The 19,726-nt window shown below is 64.8% G+C and carries 14 protein-coding genes; 8 read left to right on the top strand and 6 right to left on the bottom strand.

Annotated features, from left to right (window positions below; genetic code table 11):
* The first annotated feature begins 33 nt into the window (after window positions 1–33).
* Complete coding sequence (locus tag ACEN9F_RS17815; protein WP_413421821.1) at window positions 34–3,390, top strand: hypothetical protein; 3,357 nt, start codon at window positions 34–36, stop codon at window positions 3,388–3,390.
* A gap of 4 nt (window positions 3,391–3,394) precedes the next feature.
* On the opposite strand, the gene ACEN9F_RS17810 is transcribed toward ACEN9F_RS17815, so the two are convergent.
* Entirely contained in the window at window positions 3,395–3,880 is a 486-nt protein-coding gene (locus ACEN9F_RS17810; RefSeq protein WP_413421819.1) for an asparaginase domain-containing protein, read from the bottom strand.
* A 138-nt stretch (window positions 3,881–4,018) separates the two neighbouring features.
* On the opposite strand from ACEN9F_RS17810, the gene ACEN9F_RS17805 reads away from it, so the two are divergent.
* The gene (locus tag ACEN9F_RS17805) at window positions 4,019–4,786 is read left to right on the top strand and encodes an L-asparaginase (protein WP_413421817.1); all 768 of its coding nucleotides are present in this window, start codon (window positions 4,019–4,021) and stop codon (window positions 4,784–4,786) included.
* 58 nt (window positions 4,787–4,844) lie between these two features.
* Here ACEN9F_RS17805 and ACEN9F_RS17800 read toward each other — a convergent pair whose 3' ends face one another.
* Window positions 4,845–5,855: a D-2-hydroxyacid dehydrogenase family protein gene (locus ACEN9F_RS17800; RefSeq protein WP_413421815.1), complete on the bottom strand. Its 1,011-nt coding sequence runs from the start codon at window positions 5,853–5,855 to the stop codon at window positions 4,845–4,847.
* Window positions 5,856–6,130: 275 nt separating this feature from the next.
* On the opposite strand from ACEN9F_RS17800, the gene ACEN9F_RS17795 reads away from it, so the two are divergent.
* The 4 genes from ACEN9F_RS17795 (at window position 6,131) to ACEN9F_RS17780 (ending at window position 10,519) form a co-directional block, all read left to right on the top strand.
* Window positions 6,131–7,996, top strand: coding sequence for a phosphoenolpyruvate carboxykinase (GTP) (locus ACEN9F_RS17795; RefSeq protein WP_413421813.1), 1,866 nt, complete (start codon window positions 6,131–6,133; stop codon window positions 7,994–7,996).
* Window positions 7,997–8,106: 110 nt separating this feature from the next.
* On the top strand, window positions 8,107–8,634 hold the full coding sequence (locus tag ACEN9F_RS17790) for a hypothetical protein (RefSeq protein ID WP_413421811.1): 528 nt from the start codon (window positions 8,107–8,109) through the stop codon (window positions 8,632–8,634).
* Window positions 8,635–8,682: 48 nt separating this feature from the next.
* Window positions 8,683–9,300 carry a TetR/AcrR family transcriptional regulator gene (locus tag ACEN9F_RS17785; RefSeq protein ID WP_413421809.1) on the top strand — a complete coding sequence of 206 codons (618 nt, stop codon included), beginning with the start codon at window positions 8,683–8,685 and terminating at the stop codon, window positions 9,298–9,300.
* 211 nt (window positions 9,301–9,511) lie between these two features.
* A complete protein-coding gene (locus ACEN9F_RS17780; protein ID WP_413421807.1) occupies window positions 9,512–10,519 on the top strand; it encodes a hypothetical protein in 1,008 nt (335 codons plus the stop codon).
* On the opposite strand, the gene ACEN9F_RS17775 is transcribed toward ACEN9F_RS17780, so the two are convergent.
* Window positions 10,516–11,949 carry an aldehyde dehydrogenase family protein gene (locus ACEN9F_RS17775; protein ID WP_413421805.1) on the bottom strand — a complete coding sequence of 478 codons (1,434 nt, stop codon included), beginning with the start codon at window positions 11,947–11,949 and terminating at the stop codon, window positions 10,516–10,518. The two genes, ACEN9F_RS17780 and ACEN9F_RS17775, sit on opposite strands and share 4 nt — an antisense overlap.
* 203 nt (window positions 11,950–12,152) lie before the next feature.
* Between ACEN9F_RS17775 and ACEN9F_RS17770 the strand changes: the two genes are divergently transcribed.
* Complete coding sequence (locus ACEN9F_RS17770; protein ID WP_413421803.1) at window positions 12,153–13,937, top strand: DUF885 domain-containing protein; 1,785 nt, start codon at window positions 12,153–12,155, stop codon at window positions 13,935–13,937.
* 4 nt (window positions 13,938–13,941) lie between these two features.
* Window positions 13,942–14,895, top strand: coding sequence for a DUF1028 domain-containing protein (locus tag ACEN9F_RS17765; protein ID WP_413421801.1), 954 nt, complete (start codon window positions 13,942–13,944; stop codon window positions 14,893–14,895).
* Here the strand turns inward: ACEN9F_RS17765 and ACEN9F_RS17760 are convergent.
* Genes ACEN9F_RS17760 through uvrA form a run of 3 tightly spaced genes read right to left on the bottom strand, consistent with a single transcriptional unit; the run spans window position 14,875 to window position 19,544 of the window.
* Window positions 14,875–15,771, bottom strand: a complete 897-nt coding sequence (locus tag ACEN9F_RS17760; RefSeq protein ID WP_413421799.1) for a hypothetical protein — start codon at window positions 15,769–15,771, stop codon at window positions 14,875–14,877. The genes ACEN9F_RS17765 and ACEN9F_RS17760 overlap by 21 nt on opposite strands.
* Window positions 15,772–15,787: 16 nt before the next feature.
* A complete protein-coding gene (locus ACEN9F_RS17755) occupies window positions 15,788–16,693 on the bottom strand; it encodes an AraC family transcriptional regulator (protein ID WP_413421797.1) in 906 nt (301 codons plus the stop codon).
* A gap of 4 nt (window positions 16,694–16,697) precedes the next feature.
* Complete coding sequence (gene uvrA, locus ACEN9F_RS17750) at window positions 16,698–19,544, bottom strand: excinuclease ABC subunit UvrA (protein WP_413421795.1); 2,847 nt, start codon at window positions 19,542–19,544, stop codon at window positions 16,698–16,700.
* Window positions 19,545–19,726: the final 182 nt, after the last annotated feature.

Genomic DNA, 19,726 nt, shown 5'->3' with positions numbered 1-19,726 from the left:
GACCACTCCAGTGTTTCTAGAAAAGGAAAAACCATGAGTTTCGACCGTACCATGACTACCGCGCAGTTCGCGGCCGGCGGCACCCGCTTGATCGCCAGCCTCACCACCGCCGACCTCGCCGCGCTTGGCACCGACTATATCGTCGCGCTGACCACGCAACAGGCGCAAGCGCTGAAAGGCCCGCAACTGGTGGCCTTGTCCACCGCCGGCATCGCCGCGCTGCAGGCCGACGACCTTGCCGCCATCAAAGCCTACGACTTGTCGCTGGCGTCGCAGACCACCCGCTTCATGGCGGCCCTGACCCCGACCCAGGTGCCGGCGCTGACCACGGGCCAGGCTGTGCTGCTGAACCAGAAAGGCATCGCCGGCCTGTCGACGGCCGCGCTGGCGGCCCTGCCGACCCAGCACGTGTCGCTGCTGTCGGTAATGGTGGTGGCCGGCATGACGCCGGCCCAGGTGCGCGCACTGGGCTCCGACCAGATCGCGGTGCTGAAGGCGGGACAGGTGGCATCGCTGCCGAGTGCGCGCGTCGGCGCCGAGGATATGTTCCGCGCCGACCAGATCGCCGCGTTCAGCACCCAGCAGATGCTGTCGCTGAGCACGGCCATCCTGTCCCGGCTGAGCGCCACCGAGATCGGCGCGATCGAAGCGATCGACCTGGCCGCGCTGAGCACCGGCCAGATGGCAGTGCTGAACGTGAACCAGGTGCTGGCGCTCAGCAACGAGCAGCTGGGCGCCATCACCAGCCGCCAGATCACGGCGCTGGGCACGCGCCAGATCCAGTCGCTGGACGCCGGCCGCCTGCATGCGTTGAGCACCAGCGCGGTCGCCACGCTGAGCACGGCGCAGATGCGCGCGCTGACCACGGCCCAGCTGCGCTCGCTGGAAACCGAACAGCTGGCCGCGCTGAACAACCGCCAGCTCGCCGTCCTGTCGACCGCCGCGATCCAGTCGCTGGACCCGGCCAACCTGGCCGTGCTGCGCACCTCGGCGATCGCCGGCCTGACGTCGGCGCAGCTGGCGGTGCTGGGCGGCGCCGTCGACGGCGCGTTCAGCCTGCTGACCACCGGCCAGGTGGCGGCGCTGAGCAGCGCGGCCATGAGCGGCCTGTCGACGCGGCAGGCGGCGGCGCTGACCAACGACCAGGCGGCGGTGCTGAATGCGGCGCAGCTCGGCGTGCTGTCGACGCAGGTCATCACCATGCTCGACGCCGGCGACATGGCGGCGCTGAAAACCAGCGCGGTCGCCGCCCTGCAGACCCGGCAGATGGCGGTGCTGAACGGCGGCCAGCTGGCGGCGCTGTCCACGGCGCAAGCGGCCGTGCTGGGCGGCAGCCAGTTGAACGCGCTGAGCACGAAAACCTTCGCGGCCATCGAGAACGAGGACTTGTCCGCGCTCAGCGTCAGCGCCTTCGGCAGCCTGTCGACGCGCCTGCTGGCCTTGCTGGACGCCGACAAGATCACGGCCTTGTCGGCGCGTCAGCTGGGCGGGCTCGGCTCCGCCAGCTTGAACGCATTGCGCAGCGACCAGTTCCTGGCCCTGAGCACGGCGCAGATCGCCGGCCTGAACCCGGCGCAGCTAGGCGGCGTATCGACCGCCAACCTGGCCGCGCTCCGGGCCGAGAACCTGGCGGCCTTGCCGAGCGCCTTCATCGCCGCGCTGAACGCCGTGCAGTTTGCCGCGCTGGGCGGAGCGGCGCATGACATCGGCTACCTGAGCACCAGGCAGATCACGCAACTGGGCACGGCCGCGCTGTCCGGCATGACGGCGGCGCAGGCGGTGGCGCTGACATCCGACCAGGCTGCCAGCCTGAACGCCACCCAGGTGACTGCCCTGTCGACCAAGGTGATCGCCGCGCTGCAGCCGGAAGACTTCGCGGCCCTCAGCGGCGCGGCGATTTCCGGCTTGCGCACGGCGCAGTTCGCGGTGCTGGGCAGCGACCAGATCCTGGGCCTGACGACGGCGCAGGCTTCCGGCTTGGGCAGCCAGCACATCGCCGCCTTGTCCAGCGGCGTGATGGCGCAGATGCGGCCGGAGGAGATCGCCGCGCTGAAGGCGTTGTCGATCGCCGGCCTGCGCACCGACCAGTTGCGCGCCCTGTCCAGCGACCAGGTCAACGCGCTGACCGTCGCGCAAAGCAATGTACTGAACAGCGCGCAGTTCGGCGCCCTGTCGACCGCCATCATCGCCAGCATGGAAGTGGCTGACGTCGCCGCCCTGAATACCGGGGTGATCGCCGCGCTGTCCACGGCGGCGCTGGCGGCGCTGGGCAGCGAGCATATCGCCGCGTTGCGAGTTGCACAGATCGGCGCCATGTCGACCGCGACGCTGGCCGCGCTGAGCGACCAGCAGTTCGCGGCGCTGAGCGCGCTGCAATTCTCCGGCCTGAGCACGCGCCAGTACCAGGCGCTGTCGACGCGCGACATGGCGGCCATCGGCACGCAGCAGTTCGCCGGCCTGACGACGGCGGTGATCGCCACCTTGAGCACGGCGCAGCTGGCGCTGCTGTCCACCGCCCAGATCGCCGCGCTGAGCGTGACGCAAGCCGGCGTCTTGAGCAACGCGCAGCTGAAGGGGTTGTCCACCGACGCGGTGGCTGCGCTGGAAACGGCCGACGTCGCCGCGCTGGGTACGCTGGCGTTCATGACAGCCTTGCCGACCGCTTTCTTCGGCAGCCTGTCCAGCGACCAGGCGGCAGCGCTGACCTCCGCGCAGATCACCGCGCTGGCCAGCGGCAGCATCGCCAACCTGGCGCCGCAATTGCTGTCCGCGCTGAACGTGACCGCGTTGAACGGCATGAGCACGGCGAACATCGCGCGCCTGCAGCCGGCGCAGTTGCTGTCGCTGCGCACCGACCAGATCGCGGCGCTGAGCACGCGCCAGATCGCCGCCCTGCCGACCGCGCACCTGGACGGCAGCGACATCCTGACCACCGATCAGGTGGTGGCGCTGACGACGGCGCAGGTGGCCTCGCTGAGCAAGGGACTGCTGGCGGCGCTGGGCTCGGACGACCTGGCGGCGATCGAAACGGTGGATCTGGCGGCGCTGGGCAGCGCGCAGCTGAAGGTGCTGTCGACCACGCAGATCAGCGCGCTGACAACGGCGCAGGCCAATGTCTTCACGACGGCGCAGACGGCTGGATTGAGCACCGCGCAGATGGCGGCGCTGACGGCGGCCAGGACGGCGCCGGCGGCCATGCTGGCCGAGTCCTCGGCGCTGAGCTTGCGCGTCAGCAGCATGGCGCAGGCGATGGCGGCCTTCAGCGCGGCCGAGCCGGTGCAAGGCATCGGTTTCGATGCCTTGCGCGGACGGGCCGCCGGTTCAGGCTTGCAGTTGAATATCTACGCGCCGGAAGGGCCGCAAGACTTGCTCGCGTCGCCCCGCCGGTAGGCGTTTAAAGCGGCTGGAAGACGCCGGCCGCTTTATTCTTCTGCACGTTGTCCCACGCGAAGATCTTGCCGTTCATGGCCACGTACACGCCGGGCGGCAGGATCTGCGCCACGCCGCAGGCAAAGCCCAGGTTGAACATGGCGTCGGAATTGGCGATTTCGTAGGGAATCATGGCGCCGGTCAGCACGATGGTCTGGCCCAGGCTGGCCGGTCCCAGCACGGCGGCGGTCTGCGGCATCGTATCGGTGCCGTGGATGATGACGATGGCTTTTTCGGCGGCGGCGCGGCACGAGGCCAGGATGCGCTCGCGGTCGGCGTCGACCATGTCCAGCGAATCCATCAGCGGCAACTCCTCCAGCGCCACGTCCACCGTCAGGCGGCAGCGCGCCAGCAGGGCCGGCACATGGCTCTCGGCGAAGCCCAGGGTGCCGTTCAATTCGTTGTAATGTTTGTCGAAGGTGCCGCCGGTGGCGAGGATGCGCAAGGTCATGATAAAAGCTCAGGCTGAAGAAATGATGTGCATCATAACCTAAACGGCAAACGCGAAAGAGTGCGAAAAGAGTCCGTCGGCGGACTGGAAACTTCGGCATACTATGTCTACACTGGTTTCTTTGTTCGCTACGACACCATGAAAGCGCTAGCCCCCGGAACTGTCATTTTTCATCGCCATCGCGGCTACGGCGTCATCACGTCGGTCAATTTGCTGACCGGCTGGATTTCGGCCCGTTTCGGCAGCGAGGCGAGGACGCTGGACTTGAACCTGTCCACCGATGAAGTGCAGTTCGCCGACGGCGAAGCGATCCTGTTCCGCCGCACCCCGCCCGACCGCATGCCCCACGCGCGGCTGATGGCCGTGGTGCGCGACCTGCACCAGGCCGGTTATCAAAAGCTCTATTTGTATTCCTGGCCCAAGCCGTCCGGGCTGCACTGGCGCTGGCATTTGTTCACCGGCCAGCGCGACTGGATGCAGCGCCCGTGGCGCGAGGGCTGGTACGGTTCCGGCGCCGACTACAACGTCAATCCGGTGATGGGCTGGGGCGATACGCCGGGCGCCACCACCGAGGAGCTGATCCACGCGCTGGCCAAATTCGATCCGCAGGGGCTGGCGCAGGCGCTGGGCCGCGATGAAGACCACACCAACTGGTTCGCCGGCGTTTGCGATGCGCTGCTGCCCGGCTATATGTACAGCCTGGACATGCAGCGTCCCGACGGCGCGCCGCTGACCGAGATGCCGCCGGTGCCGGTGATCCCGGTGCGCGCCAGCCTGCCGCCCTACGCCGGGCCGGACATCGGCTGGCCGCCGGGCTGGGCCGGCCTGTGGAGCAAGGTGCATGTGATGCCGGCGCCGCGCATCAACCTCACCGGCCTGCCGGAAGTGCCCGAGCAGACTGACTAGCCCCGCAACGTCATTCCCGCAGAAGCGGGCATGCATGCCGAGCCGGCCAACTGGCGTCCTATGGATTCCCGCCTGCGCGGGAATGACGCGCGTAGTCCGGATTGTTGATATTGCCCGGCGTGCCGGCGGCGAAATCCGCCACGTTCTGGAACGCGTGCCGGAAGTACAACTCGTAACTGTCCTGCTCCACGTAGCCCAGGTGCGGCGTCGCCAGCACGGTCGGCATGCGCAACAGCGGGTTGTCGGCCGCCAGCGGTTCGGAGTCGAACACGTCCAGCGCGGCGTAGCCGGGACGGCCTTGCGGCAGCGCCTGTTCCAGCGCGTCCGGCTGCACCAGTTCGGCACGGCTGGTGTTGACGAAGATGGCGCTGGTCTTCATGCGCGCCAGGTCGGCGGCGGTGACGATGCCGCGCGTGTCCGGATGCAGCCGCAGATGCAAGCTCAATACATCGGATTGTTCGAATAAAGCCTCGCGCGAGGCCGCCGCCGCATGGCCGTCGGCCACCGCCTTGTCGCGGCTGGACTGGCTGCCCCAGACGATGACCCGCATGCCGAAGGCGCGGCCATAGCCGGCGATGATCTGGCCGATCTTGCCGTAGCCCCAGATCCCCAAGATGCGGCCCTTGAGCACGACGCCCAGCCCGTTCAGCTGCGGGTTGATGGACGCGGTCTGCCACAGCCCGTCCTTCAGATTGTTCGCATACGGCACGATCCTGCGCGCCGCCGCCATGATCAGCGCCCAGGTCAGCTCGGCCGGCGCGGTCGGCGAGCCGACGCCTTCGGCGATGGCGATGCCCATCTCGGTCGCGGCCGCCACATCGACGTGGCCGGCCAGCTTGCCGGTCTGCGAAATCAGCTTCAGGTTCGGCAACTTGGCCAGCAGCGCACGGTTCAGCACGGTGCGTTCGCGTATCAATACCAGCGCGTCGAACGGGGCCAGGCGGATGGCGAGCTGACCCAGGCCGCGGGTCGAACTGTTGAACACTTTGACCTCGTGTTCGTGCAGTAAATCAAAGCATCGCAGGCCGGTGGTGGCATTCTGATAATCGTCGAGAATCGCAATTTTCATGGGAGATAACGGATTTTATGATGGATTTCGTAGGGAAATAACAGGTTGGCAAAGAACTGGAATAGCTTACTACTTTACTCAACTAATTCTCCTACATTTTTGTATGGAACGCGTATTGACGGGTGTACAATCGCCCGAAAAACACCGCCTGACGACCAATCCGGGCTGTGCAGACCGCCGTACCCGCCGACCCATTTCGAATGGGCATCTGAGCGCAAGCCACAAGCTGACGACGATACTGCCGCGACAGAATTTTAATTAGCATTGGAGGTACCATGAATCAGCCCGTTATGGGTGGCGTTGCTACACTGAACGTCCCAGCTTACATCAAACAGCAAAAACTGATCAATTGGGTGGCGGAAATCGCTGCCCTGACCAAGCCGGACCGCATCTACTGGTGCGACGGTTCGCAAGAAGAATACGACCGCCTGTGCGCTGAAATGGTCGCCGCCGGCACCATGAAAAAGCTGAACCAGGAAAAACGTCCGAACTCCTACCTGGCCTGCTCCGACCCCACCGACGTCGCCCGCGTCGAAGACCGCACCTTCATCTGCTCCAACACCAAGGAAGAAGCCGGCCCGACCAACAACTGGATGGCCCCGGCGGAAATGCGCGCCACCCTGAACCCGCTGTTCGACGGCTGCATGGTTGGCCGCACGATGTACGTGGTGCCGTTCTCGATGGGCCCGCTGGGTTCGCCGATCGCCCATATTGGCGTGGAACTGTCGGATTCGCCATACGTGGCGGTCAATATGCGCGTCATGACCCGCATGGGCAAGGCCGTGTACGACGTGCTGGGCACCGACGGCGAATTCGTGCCGTGCGTGCACACCGTCGGCGCGCCGCTGAAGGCCGGCCAGAAAGACGTGGCATGGCCATGCAATCCGACCAAGTACATCGTTCACTATCCTGAAACCCGTGAAATCTGGTCCTTCGGTTCCGGCTACGGCGGCAACGCGCTGCTGGGCAAGAAGTGCTTCGCGCTGCGTATCGCGTCGAACATGGGCCACCAGGACGCGGCCAAGGACGGCATGGGCTGGCTGGCTGAACACATGCTGATCCTGGGCGTGGAATCGCCGGAAGGCAAGAAACACTACGTCGCGGCGGCCTTCCCTTCGGCTTGCGGCAAGACCAACTTCGCCATGCTGATCCCGCCGGCAAGCTTCGACGGCTGGAAGATCACCACCATCGGCGACGACATCGCCTGGATCAAGCCGGGCGCCGACGGCCGCCTGTACGCGATCAACCCGGAAGCGGGCTACTTCGGCGTTGCCCCGGGCACCAATGAAAAAACCAACTTCAACTGCATGGCGTCGCTGCGCGAAAACACCATCTTCACCAACGTCGCGCTGACCGACGACGGCGACGTCTGGTGGGAAGGCCTGACCAAGCAGGCGCCGGCGCACCTGATCGACTGGCAGGGCAAGGACTGGACCCCGGCATCGGGCACCAAGGCCGCCCATCCGAACGCCCGCTTCACCGTGGCCGCCACGCAGAACCCGGTGATCGACTCGGCATGGGACGATCCTGCCGGCGTGCCGATCTCGGCCTTCATCTTCGGCGGCCGCCGCTCGACCACCGTACCGCTGGTGACCGAAGCGCGCAACTGGACCGAAGGCGTTTACATGGCCGCGACCATGGGCTCGGAAACCACCGCCGCCGCCGCCGGCCAGATGGGCGTCGTGCGCCGCGATCCGTTCGCGATGCTGCCGTTCATCGGCTACAACATGAGCGACTACTTCCAGCACTGGCTGAACCTGGGCGAGAAACTGGGCAAGGTCAACGCCGCCACGCTGCCGAAGATCTACTGCGTCAACTGGTTCCGCACCGACGAGCAGGGCCACTTCGTCTGGCCTGGCTTCGGCGACAATATGCGCGTATTGAAATGGATGCTGGAACGCATCGAAGGCCAGGCCGGCGGCATCGAGAACATCTTCGGCACCACCCCGCGCTTCGGCGACCTGAAGTGGGACGGCATTCCGTTCTCGCCGGAAGAGTTCGAGACCATCACCTCGATCGACAAGGACGCATGGCGCGAAGAGCTGGTCCTGCACGAAGAATTGTTCACCAAGCTGGCCTACCACCTGCCGGCTGAACTGAAGGCCGTCAAAGCCGAACTCGAGAAGCGCCTGGCAAAATAAGCCGGCCCTGGAGGAGACTGGAAACGGCGCATAGCGATATGCGCCGTTTTTTTATTGGGGCAACGTATAATCGATGGCTATTTTGTCAACCCCATTTGAACTGATGAGCAATGAATAAATTCTCCACCACCGCCGCCTTGATGACCGCCGCCATGCTCAGCGCGCATGCACATGCCGGACACAAGGAAGAGTGCGAACGTCCCGACTATGCCAGGCAATATGCGGCTGCTTTTCCGGCTGAATTGAACGGCGCCCTGGACAAGTTCAATGCGCAGGACGCGCTGCACAAGAAGAAGATCGATGCCATGAAGGCGGCGATGATCAAGGCCGGCGCGTGGTCCGATATGGAAGCCGCCACCTTCATGGTCAAGGCGTCGATAACGGATGAGGATGCCAAGGCAGCCGAGGCCGGACGCAAGAAGGCGGCCAGCGATTTCAAGGTTCAACTGCTGACGATACAAGGTATCGAAGTGGTGGCCGGTGGCGACAAAGCGGCGGAAGTACGCGCTACCTGCTTGCTGGGGCCCAACGCCATCACCAAGGCAGACGCGTTGTGGGATGCGATAGAGAAAGCCTGGTCTCTGCTGGAGGCCAAGATCGGTGCGGTCGCGCAGGAAAAAAACATTACTTTGCCATAGGCCGCATATTTCGCTTGTTGTTTCGCACGGGTGTGCTAAAGTTCGTGCATGGATACCCTGACCGCAAAAAGCGAAGCGACCTACGCCACCATCATCGACGCCGCGCTCGACATGGCGGCCTCCGAGGGCATAGGCCAGTTGTCGCTGGGCGAGCTGGCCAAGCGCACCGGCATCAGCAAGAGCGGCGTGTTTTCCCGCATCGGCTCGCTGGAGACGCTGCAGGCCGCCGTGCTCGACGAATATGACCGACGTTTTTCACAGGAAGTGTTCCTGCCGTCGCTGCAGCTTCCCAAGGGCTTGCCCCGGCTGATGGCGCAAGTCAGCGCCTGGTCGCGGCGCGCCTGCGACGAAGGCCTGAGCAATTCCTGCCTGTACACCGCCGGCGCCTTCGAGTTCGACGACCAGGCCGGCCCGCTGCGCGACCGCTTGCAGCAAGGTGCCGTGGTCTGGCGCGCGTCGCTGCGCAAGACCATCCTGCAGGCGGTGGAGCTGGGCCATCTGCGCCCCGACACCGACGCCGGTCAGCTGGTCTACGAAATCTACAGCCTGATCGTGGGCCTGGTGCACGATACCCGTTTCCTGCGCGACGAGCAGGCCGGGCGCCACATGCAGCGCGCCTTCAGCCGCTTGATCTCGACCTACAAAAGCTTTAACGATCTGGAGTAAGCCATGCCGCGGCTCGCCTGCGGTTTCCTTTGATTTAATTTCGCACACATGTGCGAAAATGGAGAGAATCATGATGACCTTGCTATTGCTCATACCCGTTGCCGCCTACCTTGTCTACCACAGCCGGCTGGCCTGCGTGCTGCGGTCGCTGCCAAACAACAACGACGATTTCGTGCTTTTCTGAACGGGCATTTTTGTTAGACTTGCGGGCATGACGACAAGCGCCAACGACAACGCCAGCCTACTGGCCCGCATCGCCCAGACCAGCCGTCCCGACCTGGTGGTCACGATAGGCTATGGCGACGAGCTGCCGATGTTCCGGCATGCGCGCGCGCTGTGGCAGTTTTATATGTGCCACTTCCCCGGGATCGAGGTGATCTTCGTGCGCTGGTCCGACAAGCTCAAACGCGGCGAAGTCATGTCCGACGGCCACGACCTGCTGGTCGGCATCGGCGGCGATTTCCAGGGCGAGGCGGGCTACAACAACAGCGGCGTCTGGTCGCAATCGGAGAACGCCCGCTGGATCTATCGCCAGGTGCTGGTGCAGGACTACCTGCTGCGCACGCGCGACACGCCGTTCTTCCTGTACCAGACCACGATCACCTCGGTGGTGGACTTCCGCGGCCTGTGCACGGTGCTCGATCAGCAGCCTCCGCTCGATTTCTTCGCCGGTCCGCTGGGGCGCATGAACGCGCCGGAGGTGGTCGCCGGCCTGACGTTCGTCAGCGGCGCCAGCGTGCTGATGTCGCGCGATGTGCTGGTGCGCATGCGCGAGCGCTATGACCCGAACCACCCCTACGCGACGCTGCCCAACGATATCTGGCAGTCGCTGGTGCTGGACGACGTGCCGCGCCAGGCGCTGCCGACGTTTAATTTCATCCGCCCGCGCGCGCCGCGCGCCGACGGCAATTTCATCTACACGCTGACGCGCAAGCTGGTACAGGACGGCCACTACCACTTCCGCGTCAAGACGGTGGCGCCGGAAGACGCGGCCGCCCGGCGCGAGGATATCGATCCGTGGATCATGCTGCGCGTGATGGAGGCCATCCTCGACAGCGAGCATGTGCCGGCCGCCACGCTGGACATGGTGGGCAAGGTGCGCCGGCTGGCCGACGGCGGCGCCGGCCAGCCGGTGGCGCCGCGCATGGCGGGCCCGCTGCACACGGGCCCGCGCGACTTCGTCATGAACGACAACGAAGTGGCGATGCCGCCCGTTTAACGGTACTGCGCCGCCTCGCCCAGGATCGCCTTTGGTTCCAGGTAGGCGTCGAGTCCATACGGGCCGAACTCGCGGCCGATGCCCGATTGCTTGAAGCCGCCGAACGGCGCGATCAGGTCGTCATGCACGCCGTTGATGTGCACGCGCCCCGCGACCAGCTGCTCGGCCACCTTGTTGGCGCGCGCCAGGTCGGTCGAGCTGACGTAGGCCTGCAGGCCGTAGGGCGTGTCGTTGGCCATGACGATGGCTTCCTGTTCCGTCCTGTAGGTCAGTATCGACAGCACCGGGCCGAAGATCTCTTCCCTGGCGATGGTCATCTCCGGCGTGACATGGGCAAACACGGTCGGCTTGACGAAGTAGCCGGCCTCCAGTCCCTCCGGCTTGCCCGGTCCGCCCGTCAGCAGTTCCGCACCCTCGTCGATGCCGGCGCGGATGTAGTGCTGCACGCGCTCGTACTGCTTGCTGGTGACGATCGGTCCCAGCGCCACATCCGGATCGCGCGGATCGCCGACCTTGAGCGCGTCCACCGCCGCCTTGGCCAGTTGCTTGACCTGTTCCAGCCGGTGTTCCGGCACCAGCAGGCGCGAGCCGGCGATGCAGGCCTGGCCGTTGTTCATGAAGCAGGCCATGATCGCGGTCGGTATCGCCTTCTCGAAATCGGCGTCGTCGAGCAGGATGTTGGCGCCCTTGCCGCCCAGCTCCAGCGTCACGCGCTTGAGCGTATCGACCGCGCCGCGCGCGATGGTCTTGCCGACCGCCGTCGAGCCGGTGAAGGAGATCTTGTTGATGTCCGGGTGCGCGGTCAGCGCCGCGCCGACCACGTCGCCGCGGCCGTTGACGATGTTGACCACGCCGGGCGGCAGTCCCGCCTCGTGGATGCACTCGGTGATGATCTGGTTCTGGCGCGCGCTCAATTCGCTGGGCTTGACCACCACCGTGCAGCCGGCCGCGATCGCCGTCGCCACCTTGTTGGCGATGAACCAGGCGCTGGAATTCCATGGCGTGATGATGCCGACCACGCCGACCGGCTCCAGCACCACCTTGGACTTGCCGACGGTCTTGACGAATTCATGGTCGTCCATGACCTTCTTCACGTCCAGGAACATCTTGGCCGTGTACTGCGAGCGGCCGATGCTGCTGGCCGAGGTGCCGCCGTATTCCTCCATCAGCGCTGCCGCCGCTTCGCCGGCGCGGGCCAGTACGGCATCGTGCAGCCGTTGCAGGTACGCGCCGCGTTCGGCCCTGGTGGTGCGCGAGAAGGCCGGGAACGCGGCCTTGGCGGCGGCCACCGCGCGGCGCGTGTCTTCCTCGTCGCCGAGGCGGACCTGGCCGGCCAGCCGGCCGGTGCTCGGGTTGACCAGATCGGCCAGCTCGGTGCCGTGCGGGGTGACGAACTGGCCGTTGATGTAGATGGTGTCGATGGTGTGCATGGCTGCTCCTTGAAGTGTGCAGCCATTCTAGAAAGGGCGGCGCCGGCGCGTCAGCCCGATTCCTGCCGCATGTTTGCCTGATTCTGCCTGTCGTGGAAAAATGCCGTCCATGCCCGTGTTTTGACATTTCGTCACAATCGTCCGGCACCGTGCGCGCCGGACGATTACAGTGCATGCTCGACACTTCTTATAGATAGGCCAACATGACAACGACTACCCGTATCGGCGCCGCCAGCGCCTTGTTGTTCTCCCTGATCCTGGGCGTGGCCCATGCCGACACCGCTGCCCCCGACCTGGAGGGCCGCCGCGCGGCATTGAACAACCTGCTGAAAGAGCAGTGGGAATACACCATGCGCACCAGCCCCGAGTGGGCGTCGCTGCTGGGCGATAAGCGCTACAACGACCGATGGTCCGACTTCTCGCAGGCCGGCATCGATGCCGATATCAAGGCCAGCGCGGACTTCCTCAAGCGCTTTGAAGCGTTGGACACCAGCGGCTTCCCGTTGCAGGAGCAGCTGAACCGCGAACTGATGGTGCGCCAGCTGAACCAGAACATCGAAGGCGCGCGCTTCAAGGACTGGGAGATGCCGCTGGCGCAGAACTCGGGCATCCACATCGACGGCCCGATGATCATCTCCGCGCTGAACTTCGAAACGGTCAAGGATTACGAGGACTACATCAAGCGCCTGCACGCGCTGCCCAAGCTGTTCGACCAGACCCGCGTGCAGATGGAGAAAGGCGTGCAGGACAAGCTGATGCCGCCGAAGTTCTTGATTCCTAAAATCGTCAAGCAGTGCGAAGACGTGGCGGCCATGAAGCCGGCCGATTCGCCTTACGCCGAACCGCTGAAGAAATTCCCGAAAGATTTTTCGGCCGCCGACAAGGCCCGCCTGAGCAAGGAGATCCTGGCGGCGGTGCAGAAGGACGTGGCGCCGGCATACAAGAAGCTGGCCGTCTACACCAAGACCAAGTACCTGCCGCATGGCCGCAAGGAAGTGGGCATGTGGTCGCTGCCGGACGGCACGGCGCGCTACGCCTACAAGGCCAAGTCGTCGACCACCACGGAGATGTCGCCGGAAGAGATCCATCAACTGGGCCTGTCCGAAGTGGCGCGCATCGAGGGCCAGATGCTGCAGACCGCGCAGAAGCTGGGCTACCAGGACCTGAAGAGCTTCAACAATGCTGTGGCCGACAATCCCGCGCTGCATCCGAAATCGCGCCAGGAGATCATCGATCTCTATCAAAAGTATACGGACCAGATGTACACCCAGTTGACCCAGCAGTTCGGCGTGCTGCCGAAGGGTAAAGTGGAAATCAAGCCGGTCGAGGAATTCCGCGAGAAGGGCGCTTCGGCCGCGGCCTACATGCCGGGTTCCCCGGATGGCAAGCGTCCGGGCCGCGTGATGGTCAACACCGGCGACTTCGCGCACCGTTCGATCATCGACATCGAAACCACGGCGCTGCACGAAGGCGTGCCGGGCCACCACATGCAGCTGACCATCGCGCAGGAAATCGCAGGCCTGCCTGACTTCCGCCAGCAGGGCAACTACACCGCGTATGCCGAAGGCTGGGCCCTGTACTCGGAGCGTCTGGGCGAGGAGCTGGGCTTCTACAAGGACCCTTACAGCTACTACGGCCATTTGCAGGACGAGATGCTGCGCGCGATCCGCCTGGTGGTGGACACCGGCCTGCACTACAAGAAGTGGAACCGCCAGCAGGTGGTGGACTTCTTCCACGATCACTCTGGCATCGAGGAAGTGGAAGTGCAGAGCGAGACCGACCGCTACATCGTCTGGCCGGGCCAGGCGCTGGGCTACAAGATCGGCCAGCTGAAGATTCTCGAACTGCGCGACTACGCGCGCAAAGAGCTGGGCAGCGGCTTCGACATCCGCAAGTTCCACGACCAGGTACTGGGCGCGGGCGCGTTGCCGATGGATGTGCTGGAGACCCACATTAAGGAGTGGGTGGCCAGCCAGAAAAAAGCCTGACGCCATGACGCCGCTGCGCGCTCGCGTCGCTGCGCTGGTGCTGATGGCCAGTGCCGGCCAGGCGGCTGCGACGTTTTCGATTGCCGCTTGCGACCGTGACGGCAATTGCGGCGTCGCCGTGGCCACCAATAACCTGGCGGTTGGCGCCAGCGTGCCGTATGCACAGGCGCGTGTCGGCGCGCTGGTGTCGCAGTTTGAGACCAATCCGTCCTATGGACCGAAAGGCCTGGCGTTGCTGTCTGCCGGCGCTACGCCGGAGCAGGCCATCCAGCAGCTGCTGGACGGCGACGGCGACTTCGACGGCCAGACATCCGCAGCGCGGCAGGTAGGCATGGTGGCCGCCGGTGGTGGCTCGGCCGCTTATACAGGCGCCGAGGCGCAGCAGTCGGCGTGGGCCGGCGCGCTGCGCGGCGATGGCTATTCGCTGCAGGGCAACGGCCTTGCGGGGCAGCAGGTGCTGGCCGCGATGCAGCGCAGCTTCCAGTCATCGGCCGGCACGCTAGCCGAACGTCTCGTCGCCGCGCTGGAAGCGGGCGACAGCGCCGGCGGGCAAACCAGCGGCAAGCTGTCCGCCGCGTTGCTGGTGCGTACCGTAGAGGGTGGTTGGCAGGATATCGATTTGCGTGTCGACGCCGCAGCGGAGCCGGTCCGGGACCTGCGGCGGCTGGTGGAGCGCCATTACGCGCTGCAAGCGATCCTGCGGGCGGAACGCCAGGCGCGCAAAGGGCAAAAGGTGGAGGCCCGCATGTCGATCTCGGAATCGCTGCGCAGAAGCCAGGGCTGGGACCGCATCTGGCGGCGCGCGGCGCGGCTGGCGATGACGATGGGCGACCAGGCGGCCGCCCTTGACTATCTGGGCGTGCTGCTGTCCCTCAACCCGGCTTGGGGGCGCATCGAACTGCAGGACAGCCTGTACCTGCCGTTGCACGCCAACCCGCTATTCATGTCCTGGCGCTAGCGACGGCGGCACCCTGCGGAGATCGATGCCGGTCACCCACCAGGCCTTGTTCTGAAAAGTGAAGTCGAGGGCGTTGACCGCGACGACCTTGCCTTCGCTTGCGTTGATTTCTCCCGGCTTCGGCAGGAAACTCATGTCGACGCCATTGCCGCTGGCGGCCAGGGCGTCCAATGCCTGCAGCAGCCTGGCATCATCCCGTTTCAGCGCGGCGCAGACGCCGTATGGGTCGCATACCTGGACTGGAGAAGCGATGAAGCGCACGGCGCGATCCAGCATATCCTCGTTGCCCAGATAGTTGAACACCCAGCCCGCCGCATCGGCCAATTCCCGCGCGCGCGCCAGGACCTCGTCGTTCTCGCGCTTGAGCTCCTGCCGCATCGAACCGCCATCCGCGAACAATACGTCGTCCACGCGCCAGCCAGCGGGCTCTTTGGCCAGCACGTAGCGGATTCGGCGCATATGGGATGCGCCCAGGTCCGGATACACATTGAAGGATGCTTCGACGGTGTTATCGCCGACCCGGCTGGCTGTGAAACCGGAGCGTTCGAAGTCCAGGGCGGGGGCGACCTCCTGCGCTTGCAGGAAGACGTCGCCATCCGCACCGTAGCCGCAGATATCGTCGCCTCGCGACAAGCTCTCGCACAGGTGGCTGTTGGCATCGACCAGCGCCTCCAGCTCCCGCGTATAGAAAGAGCCGGCGGGCAGCTGGCTGGCTTGCCGGCTTTCAGGCCGGGACAGGTGATCCTTGTAGAAGTCCGTGATCAGGTCCAGCTGCCGCTGCTTTTCAGACCATGCCCTGTCGGCGATCAAGATCGAGAGGCCGGCCAGGAACAACGCGAGGCACACGGGCAGCACATATTTTTTGTCGATTTTCATGGCGGCTGACTCTCCGCTAGGCTTCGGTCATGCGCAGTTTTTTCATGTCCTGCATCGGTGGCGCGCCGAACAGGCGCCGGTACTCGCGGCTGAACTGGGACTGGCTTTCGTAGCCGACCTTGTAGGCGGCGGTGGCGGCGTCGATATCGCCCTGCATCAGCAGGGTGCGCGCCTGCTGCAGGCGCAGCTGCTTCTGGTACTGCATCGGCCCCATCGTCGTCACCGCCTTGAAGCGGTGGTGCAGAGTGGAGACGCTCATATTGGTGGCCTGCGCCAGGTCCTCGACCTTGACCGGCTGGTCGTAGCGGTCCTTGAGCCAGGCGATGGCCTTGCTGATGCCGCGGTCCTGCTGGTCGAGCACGATGTTCTGGTACAGCTGGCGGCCGTTGGCGCCATTCAGCAGGCGGTAGATGATTTCGCGTTTCAGGCCGACGGCCAGGAAAGCCGCCTCCTGCGCCGGTGCATTCAGCAAGCGCACCAGCTTGTATAAGGCTTCCTGCAATTCAGGATCGGAACGGCCGATGAAGGCGCCGCGCACCGGCTGCGGCGATTCGATGTCGATCTTCGCTTCCAGCACGACGGCGGCGATTTCCTGCGGATCGAGTTCGATGTTCAGCAGCAGGTAGGGCTGGTCGGCACTGGCCGTGACGATGTGGCCTGCGGCCGGCAGGTCCACCGACACCACCAGGTATTCGCCGGGGCCGTAATCCAGCACGTCGGCCGCCAGGTGCAGGCGCTTGACCCCTTGCAGGATCATGCAGCACGATGGCTTGAGCACGCCGCGCGTGACGGGCGTCGGCTGCGAGGAGTGGAACAGCGACAGGAACGGGATCGCCGTCGCCACCCTGCCGTCGTGCAGCACATGGTGCTGGACGATGTCGATCATGTGATCGAGCGGCGAGGGCGTGACGTCCCGTTTCATGGTTTTACTTCAATAAAGGCAGCAGGTACTTGCCGGTGACGCTGGCCGGGTTGTTGGCCACATCCTCCGGCGTGCCGGCGGCGATGATCTTGCCGCCGCCCGCGCCGCCTTCCGGTCCCAGGTCCACGATCCAGTCGGCCGTCTTGATGACGTCCAGATTGTGCTCGATGATGACCAGCGTGTTGCCCTGGTCGCGCAGGCGGTGGATCACCTTCAGCAGCAGATCGATATCGTGGAAGTGCAGGCCGGTGGTCGGCTCGTCCAGGATGTACAAGGTGCGGCCGGTGTCGCGCTTGGACAGCTCCAGCGACAGCTTGACGCGCTGCGCCTCGCCGCCCGACAGCGTGGTCGCGCTCTGGCCCAGCTTGATGTAGCCCAGGCCCACGTCCAGCAGCGTATGCAGCTTGCGCGCGATCAGCGGCACCGGCTTGAAGAACTCGTGCGCGTCCTCCACCGTCATGTCGAGGATCTCGGTGATGTTCTTGCCCTTGTAGTGGACTTCCAGCGTCTCGCGGTTATAGCGCTTGCCGTGGCAGACGTCGCACGGCACGTAGACGTCCGGCAGGAAGTGCATCTCGACCTTGATCACGCCGTCGCCCTGGCAGGCTTCGCAGCGGCCGCCTTTGACGTTGAACGAGAAGCGCCCGGCGCTGTAGCCGCGTTCCTTCGCGGTCGGCACGGTCGCGAACAGGTCGCGGATCGGCGTGAACAGGCCGGTGTAGGTGGCGGGATTCGAGCGCGGCGTGCGGCCGATCGGCGCCTGGTCGACGGAGATGACCTTGTCGAAGTGTTCCAGGCCGCTGATGGAGTCGTGCGGCGACGGCTCGGTCTGCGAACCGTACAGGTGGCGCGACAGCGCCGGATACAGCGTGTCGTTGATCAGCGAGGACTTGCCGGAACCGGACACGCCGGTCACGCAGGTCATCAGACCGACCGGCAGGTGCAGGTTGACCTTCTTCAGGTTGTTGCCGGTGGCGCCGGTGATCACCAGCTGCTTGTCCTCGTTGGCGACATGGCGCTTCTTCGGCACGGCGATCTTCAGCGTGCCTTTCAGGTACTGCGCCGTCAGCGAGTTCTTGTTCTTCAGGATATCGGTCAGCGTGCCCTGGGCGATGATGTCGCCGCCATGCACGCCGGCGCCCTTGCCCATGTCGACGATGTAGTCGGCGGTGCGGATCGCATCCTCGTCGTGCTCCACCACCAGCACGCTGTTGCCGATGTCGCGCAGGTGCTTCAGCGTTTCGATCAGGCGGTCGTTGTCGCGCTGGTGCAGGCCGATCGACGGTTCATCCAGCACGTACATCACGCCGGTCAGGCCGGAGCCGATCTGCGAGGCCAGGCGGATGCGCTGCGCTTCGCCGCCCGACAGCGTATCGGCGCTGCGGTCCAGCGACAGGTAATCGAGGCCGACGTTGTTGAGGAACTTCAGGCGCGAGATGATCTCCTTGACTACGCGGTCGGCGATCTCCTTCTTGGCGCCCTTCAGCTTCAGCTGCTCGAAGAACGACAGCGTATCGCGCAGCGGCTTCTCGGCGATCTCGTAGATCGCCTTCTCCTGCTTGCCGGTGCCGACCTTGACGTAGCGCGCTTCCACGCGCAGGCGCGCGCCTTCGCACGACGGGCACTTCTTTTCGTTGATGAACTTGGCCAGTTCTTCCTTGACCGCCATCGAATCGGTTTCGCGGTAGCGGCGCGCCAGGTTGGTGACCACGCCTTCGAACGCGTGCTCCTTGACGACGGTGCGGCCGCGCTCGTTCACGTAGGTGAACGGGATGTGCTGCTTGCCGGAGCCGTGCAGGATCACCTCCTGCGCAGGCTTCGGCAACTGCTCGTACGGCAGGTCGAGGTCGAATTCGTAGAACGCCGCGAGATTCGACAGCATCTGGAAGTAGAACTGGTTGCGGCGGTCCCACCCCTTGACGGCGCCGGAAGCCAGCGACAGGTTGGGGAAGGCGACGATGCGCTTCGGATCGAAGAATTCGATGTGACCGAGGCCGTCGCATTCCGGGCAGGCGCCCATCGGGTTATTGAACGAGAACAGGCGCGGTTCCAGCTCCTGCAGCGAATAGCCGCATTCATTGCAGGCGAACTTGCTGGAGTAGACGTGTTCGGCGCCGCTGTCCATCTCCAGCGCCACGGCGCGGCCGTCGGCCAGGCGCAGCGCGGTCTCGAAGCTCTCGGCCAGGCGCTGCTTGATGTCGGCGCTGACCTTGACGCGGTCGATGACGACGTCGATGGTGTGCTTCTCGGTTTTCTTCAGCTTCGGCAGGTCGTCCACTTCGTAGATCTTGGCGTCATGCGTGCCGCTCTGCACGCGGAAGCGCACGAAGCCCTGGGCCTGCATCTGCTCGAACAGGTCGGAGTGCTCGCCCTTGCGGTTGGCCACGACCGGCGCCAGTATCATCAGCTTGGTCTCGGCCGGCATGGCCAGCACGGCGTCGACCATCTGCGACACGGTCTGCGCGGCGAGCGCGTTGTCCGGGTGGTTGATGCAGTATGGCGTGCCGACGCGCGCGTACAGCAGGCGCAGGTAATCGTGGATCTCGGTCACGGTGCCGACGGTCGAACGCGGATTGTGCGAGGTGGCTTTCTGCTCGATCGAGATCGCCGGCGACAGGCCTTCGATCAGGTCGACGTCCGGTTTTTCCATCAGCTGCAGGAACTGGCGGGCGTAGGCCGACAGCGATTCCACATAGCGGCGCTGGCCCTCGGCGTACAGCGTGTCGAAAGCGAGCGAGGATTTGCCGGAGCCGGACAGCCCGGTAATCACGATCAGCTTGTTTCGCGGCAGGTCGAGATTGATGTTTTTGAGGTTGTGCGTGCGTGCGCCGCGGATGCGGATCTGTTCCATTGATTTTGGCCTTTAGAGTCAACCCGTCACTATAGCCGGGTTTGATTACTTGCGCCGACCTTGAGCAGGATCGTGCCGGCGGCGCTTGACACTGTATATAATACCAGTATTTTCTTGCGCCGTTTCAACTAGATCGGCACGGAAATTTTGCAGGGTGGTCGGCGTCATCGTCTATAATCGTC

It is taken from the genome of Duganella sp. CT11-25 (genome assembly GCF_047302815.1).
Taxonomy (GTDB): domain Bacteria; phylum Pseudomonadota; class Gammaproteobacteria; order Burkholderiales; family Burkholderiaceae_D; genus Rugamonas.
This window is presented reverse-complemented; position numbering and strand designations above follow the sequence as displayed.

What these genes read in the sequence shown, in the direction of transcription:
- ACEN9F_RS17815 (WP_413421821.1), top strand. Translation starts at nt 34, where the DNA reads ATGAGTTTCGACCGTACCATGACTACCGCGCAGTTCGCGGCCGGCGGC.
- ACEN9F_RS17810 (WP_413421819.1), bottom strand. Translation starts at nt 3,880, where the DNA reads ATGACCTTGCGCATCCTCGCCACCGGCGGCACCTTCGACAAACATTAC.
- ACEN9F_RS17805 (WP_413421817.1), top strand. Translation starts at nt 4,019, where the DNA reads ATGAAAGCGCTAGCCCCCGGAACTGTCATTTTTCATCGCCATCGCGGC.
- ACEN9F_RS17800 (WP_413421815.1), bottom strand. Translation starts at nt 5,855, where the DNA reads ATGAAAATTGCGATTCTCGACGATTATCAGAATGCCACCACCGGCCTG.
- ACEN9F_RS17795 (WP_413421813.1), top strand. Translation starts at nt 6,131, where the DNA reads ATGAATCAGCCCGTTATGGGTGGCGTTGCTACACTGAACGTCCCAGCT.
- ACEN9F_RS17790 (WP_413421811.1), top strand. Translation starts at nt 8,107, where the DNA reads ATGAATAAATTCTCCACCACCGCCGCCTTGATGACCGCCGCCATGCTC.
- ACEN9F_RS17785 (WP_413421809.1), top strand. Translation starts at nt 8,683, where the DNA reads ATGGATACCCTGACCGCAAAAAGCGAAGCGACCTACGCCACCATCATC.
- ACEN9F_RS17780 (WP_413421807.1), top strand. Translation starts at nt 9,512, where the DNA reads ATGACGACAAGCGCCAACGACAACGCCAGCCTACTGGCCCGCATCGCC.
- ACEN9F_RS17775 (WP_413421805.1), bottom strand. Translation starts at nt 11,949, where the DNA reads ATGCACACCATCGACACCATCTACATCAACGGCCAGTTCGTCACCCCG.
- ACEN9F_RS17770 (WP_413421803.1), top strand. Translation starts at nt 12,153, where the DNA reads ATGACAACGACTACCCGTATCGGCGCCGCCAGCGCCTTGTTGTTCTCC.
- ACEN9F_RS17765 (WP_413421801.1), top strand. Translation starts at nt 13,942, where the DNA reads ATGACGCCGCTGCGCGCTCGCGTCGCTGCGCTGGTGCTGATGGCCAGT.
- ACEN9F_RS17760 (WP_413421799.1), bottom strand. Translation starts at nt 15,771, where the DNA reads ATGAAAATCGACAAAAAATATGTGCTGCCCGTGTGCCTCGCGTTGTTC.
- ACEN9F_RS17755 (WP_413421797.1), bottom strand. Translation starts at nt 16,693, where the DNA reads ATGAAACGGGACGTCACGCCCTCGCCGCTCGATCACATGATCGACATC.
- uvrA (WP_413421795.1), bottom strand. Translation starts at nt 19,544, where the DNA reads ATGGAACAGATCCGCATCCGCGGCGCACGCACGCACAACCTCAAAAAC.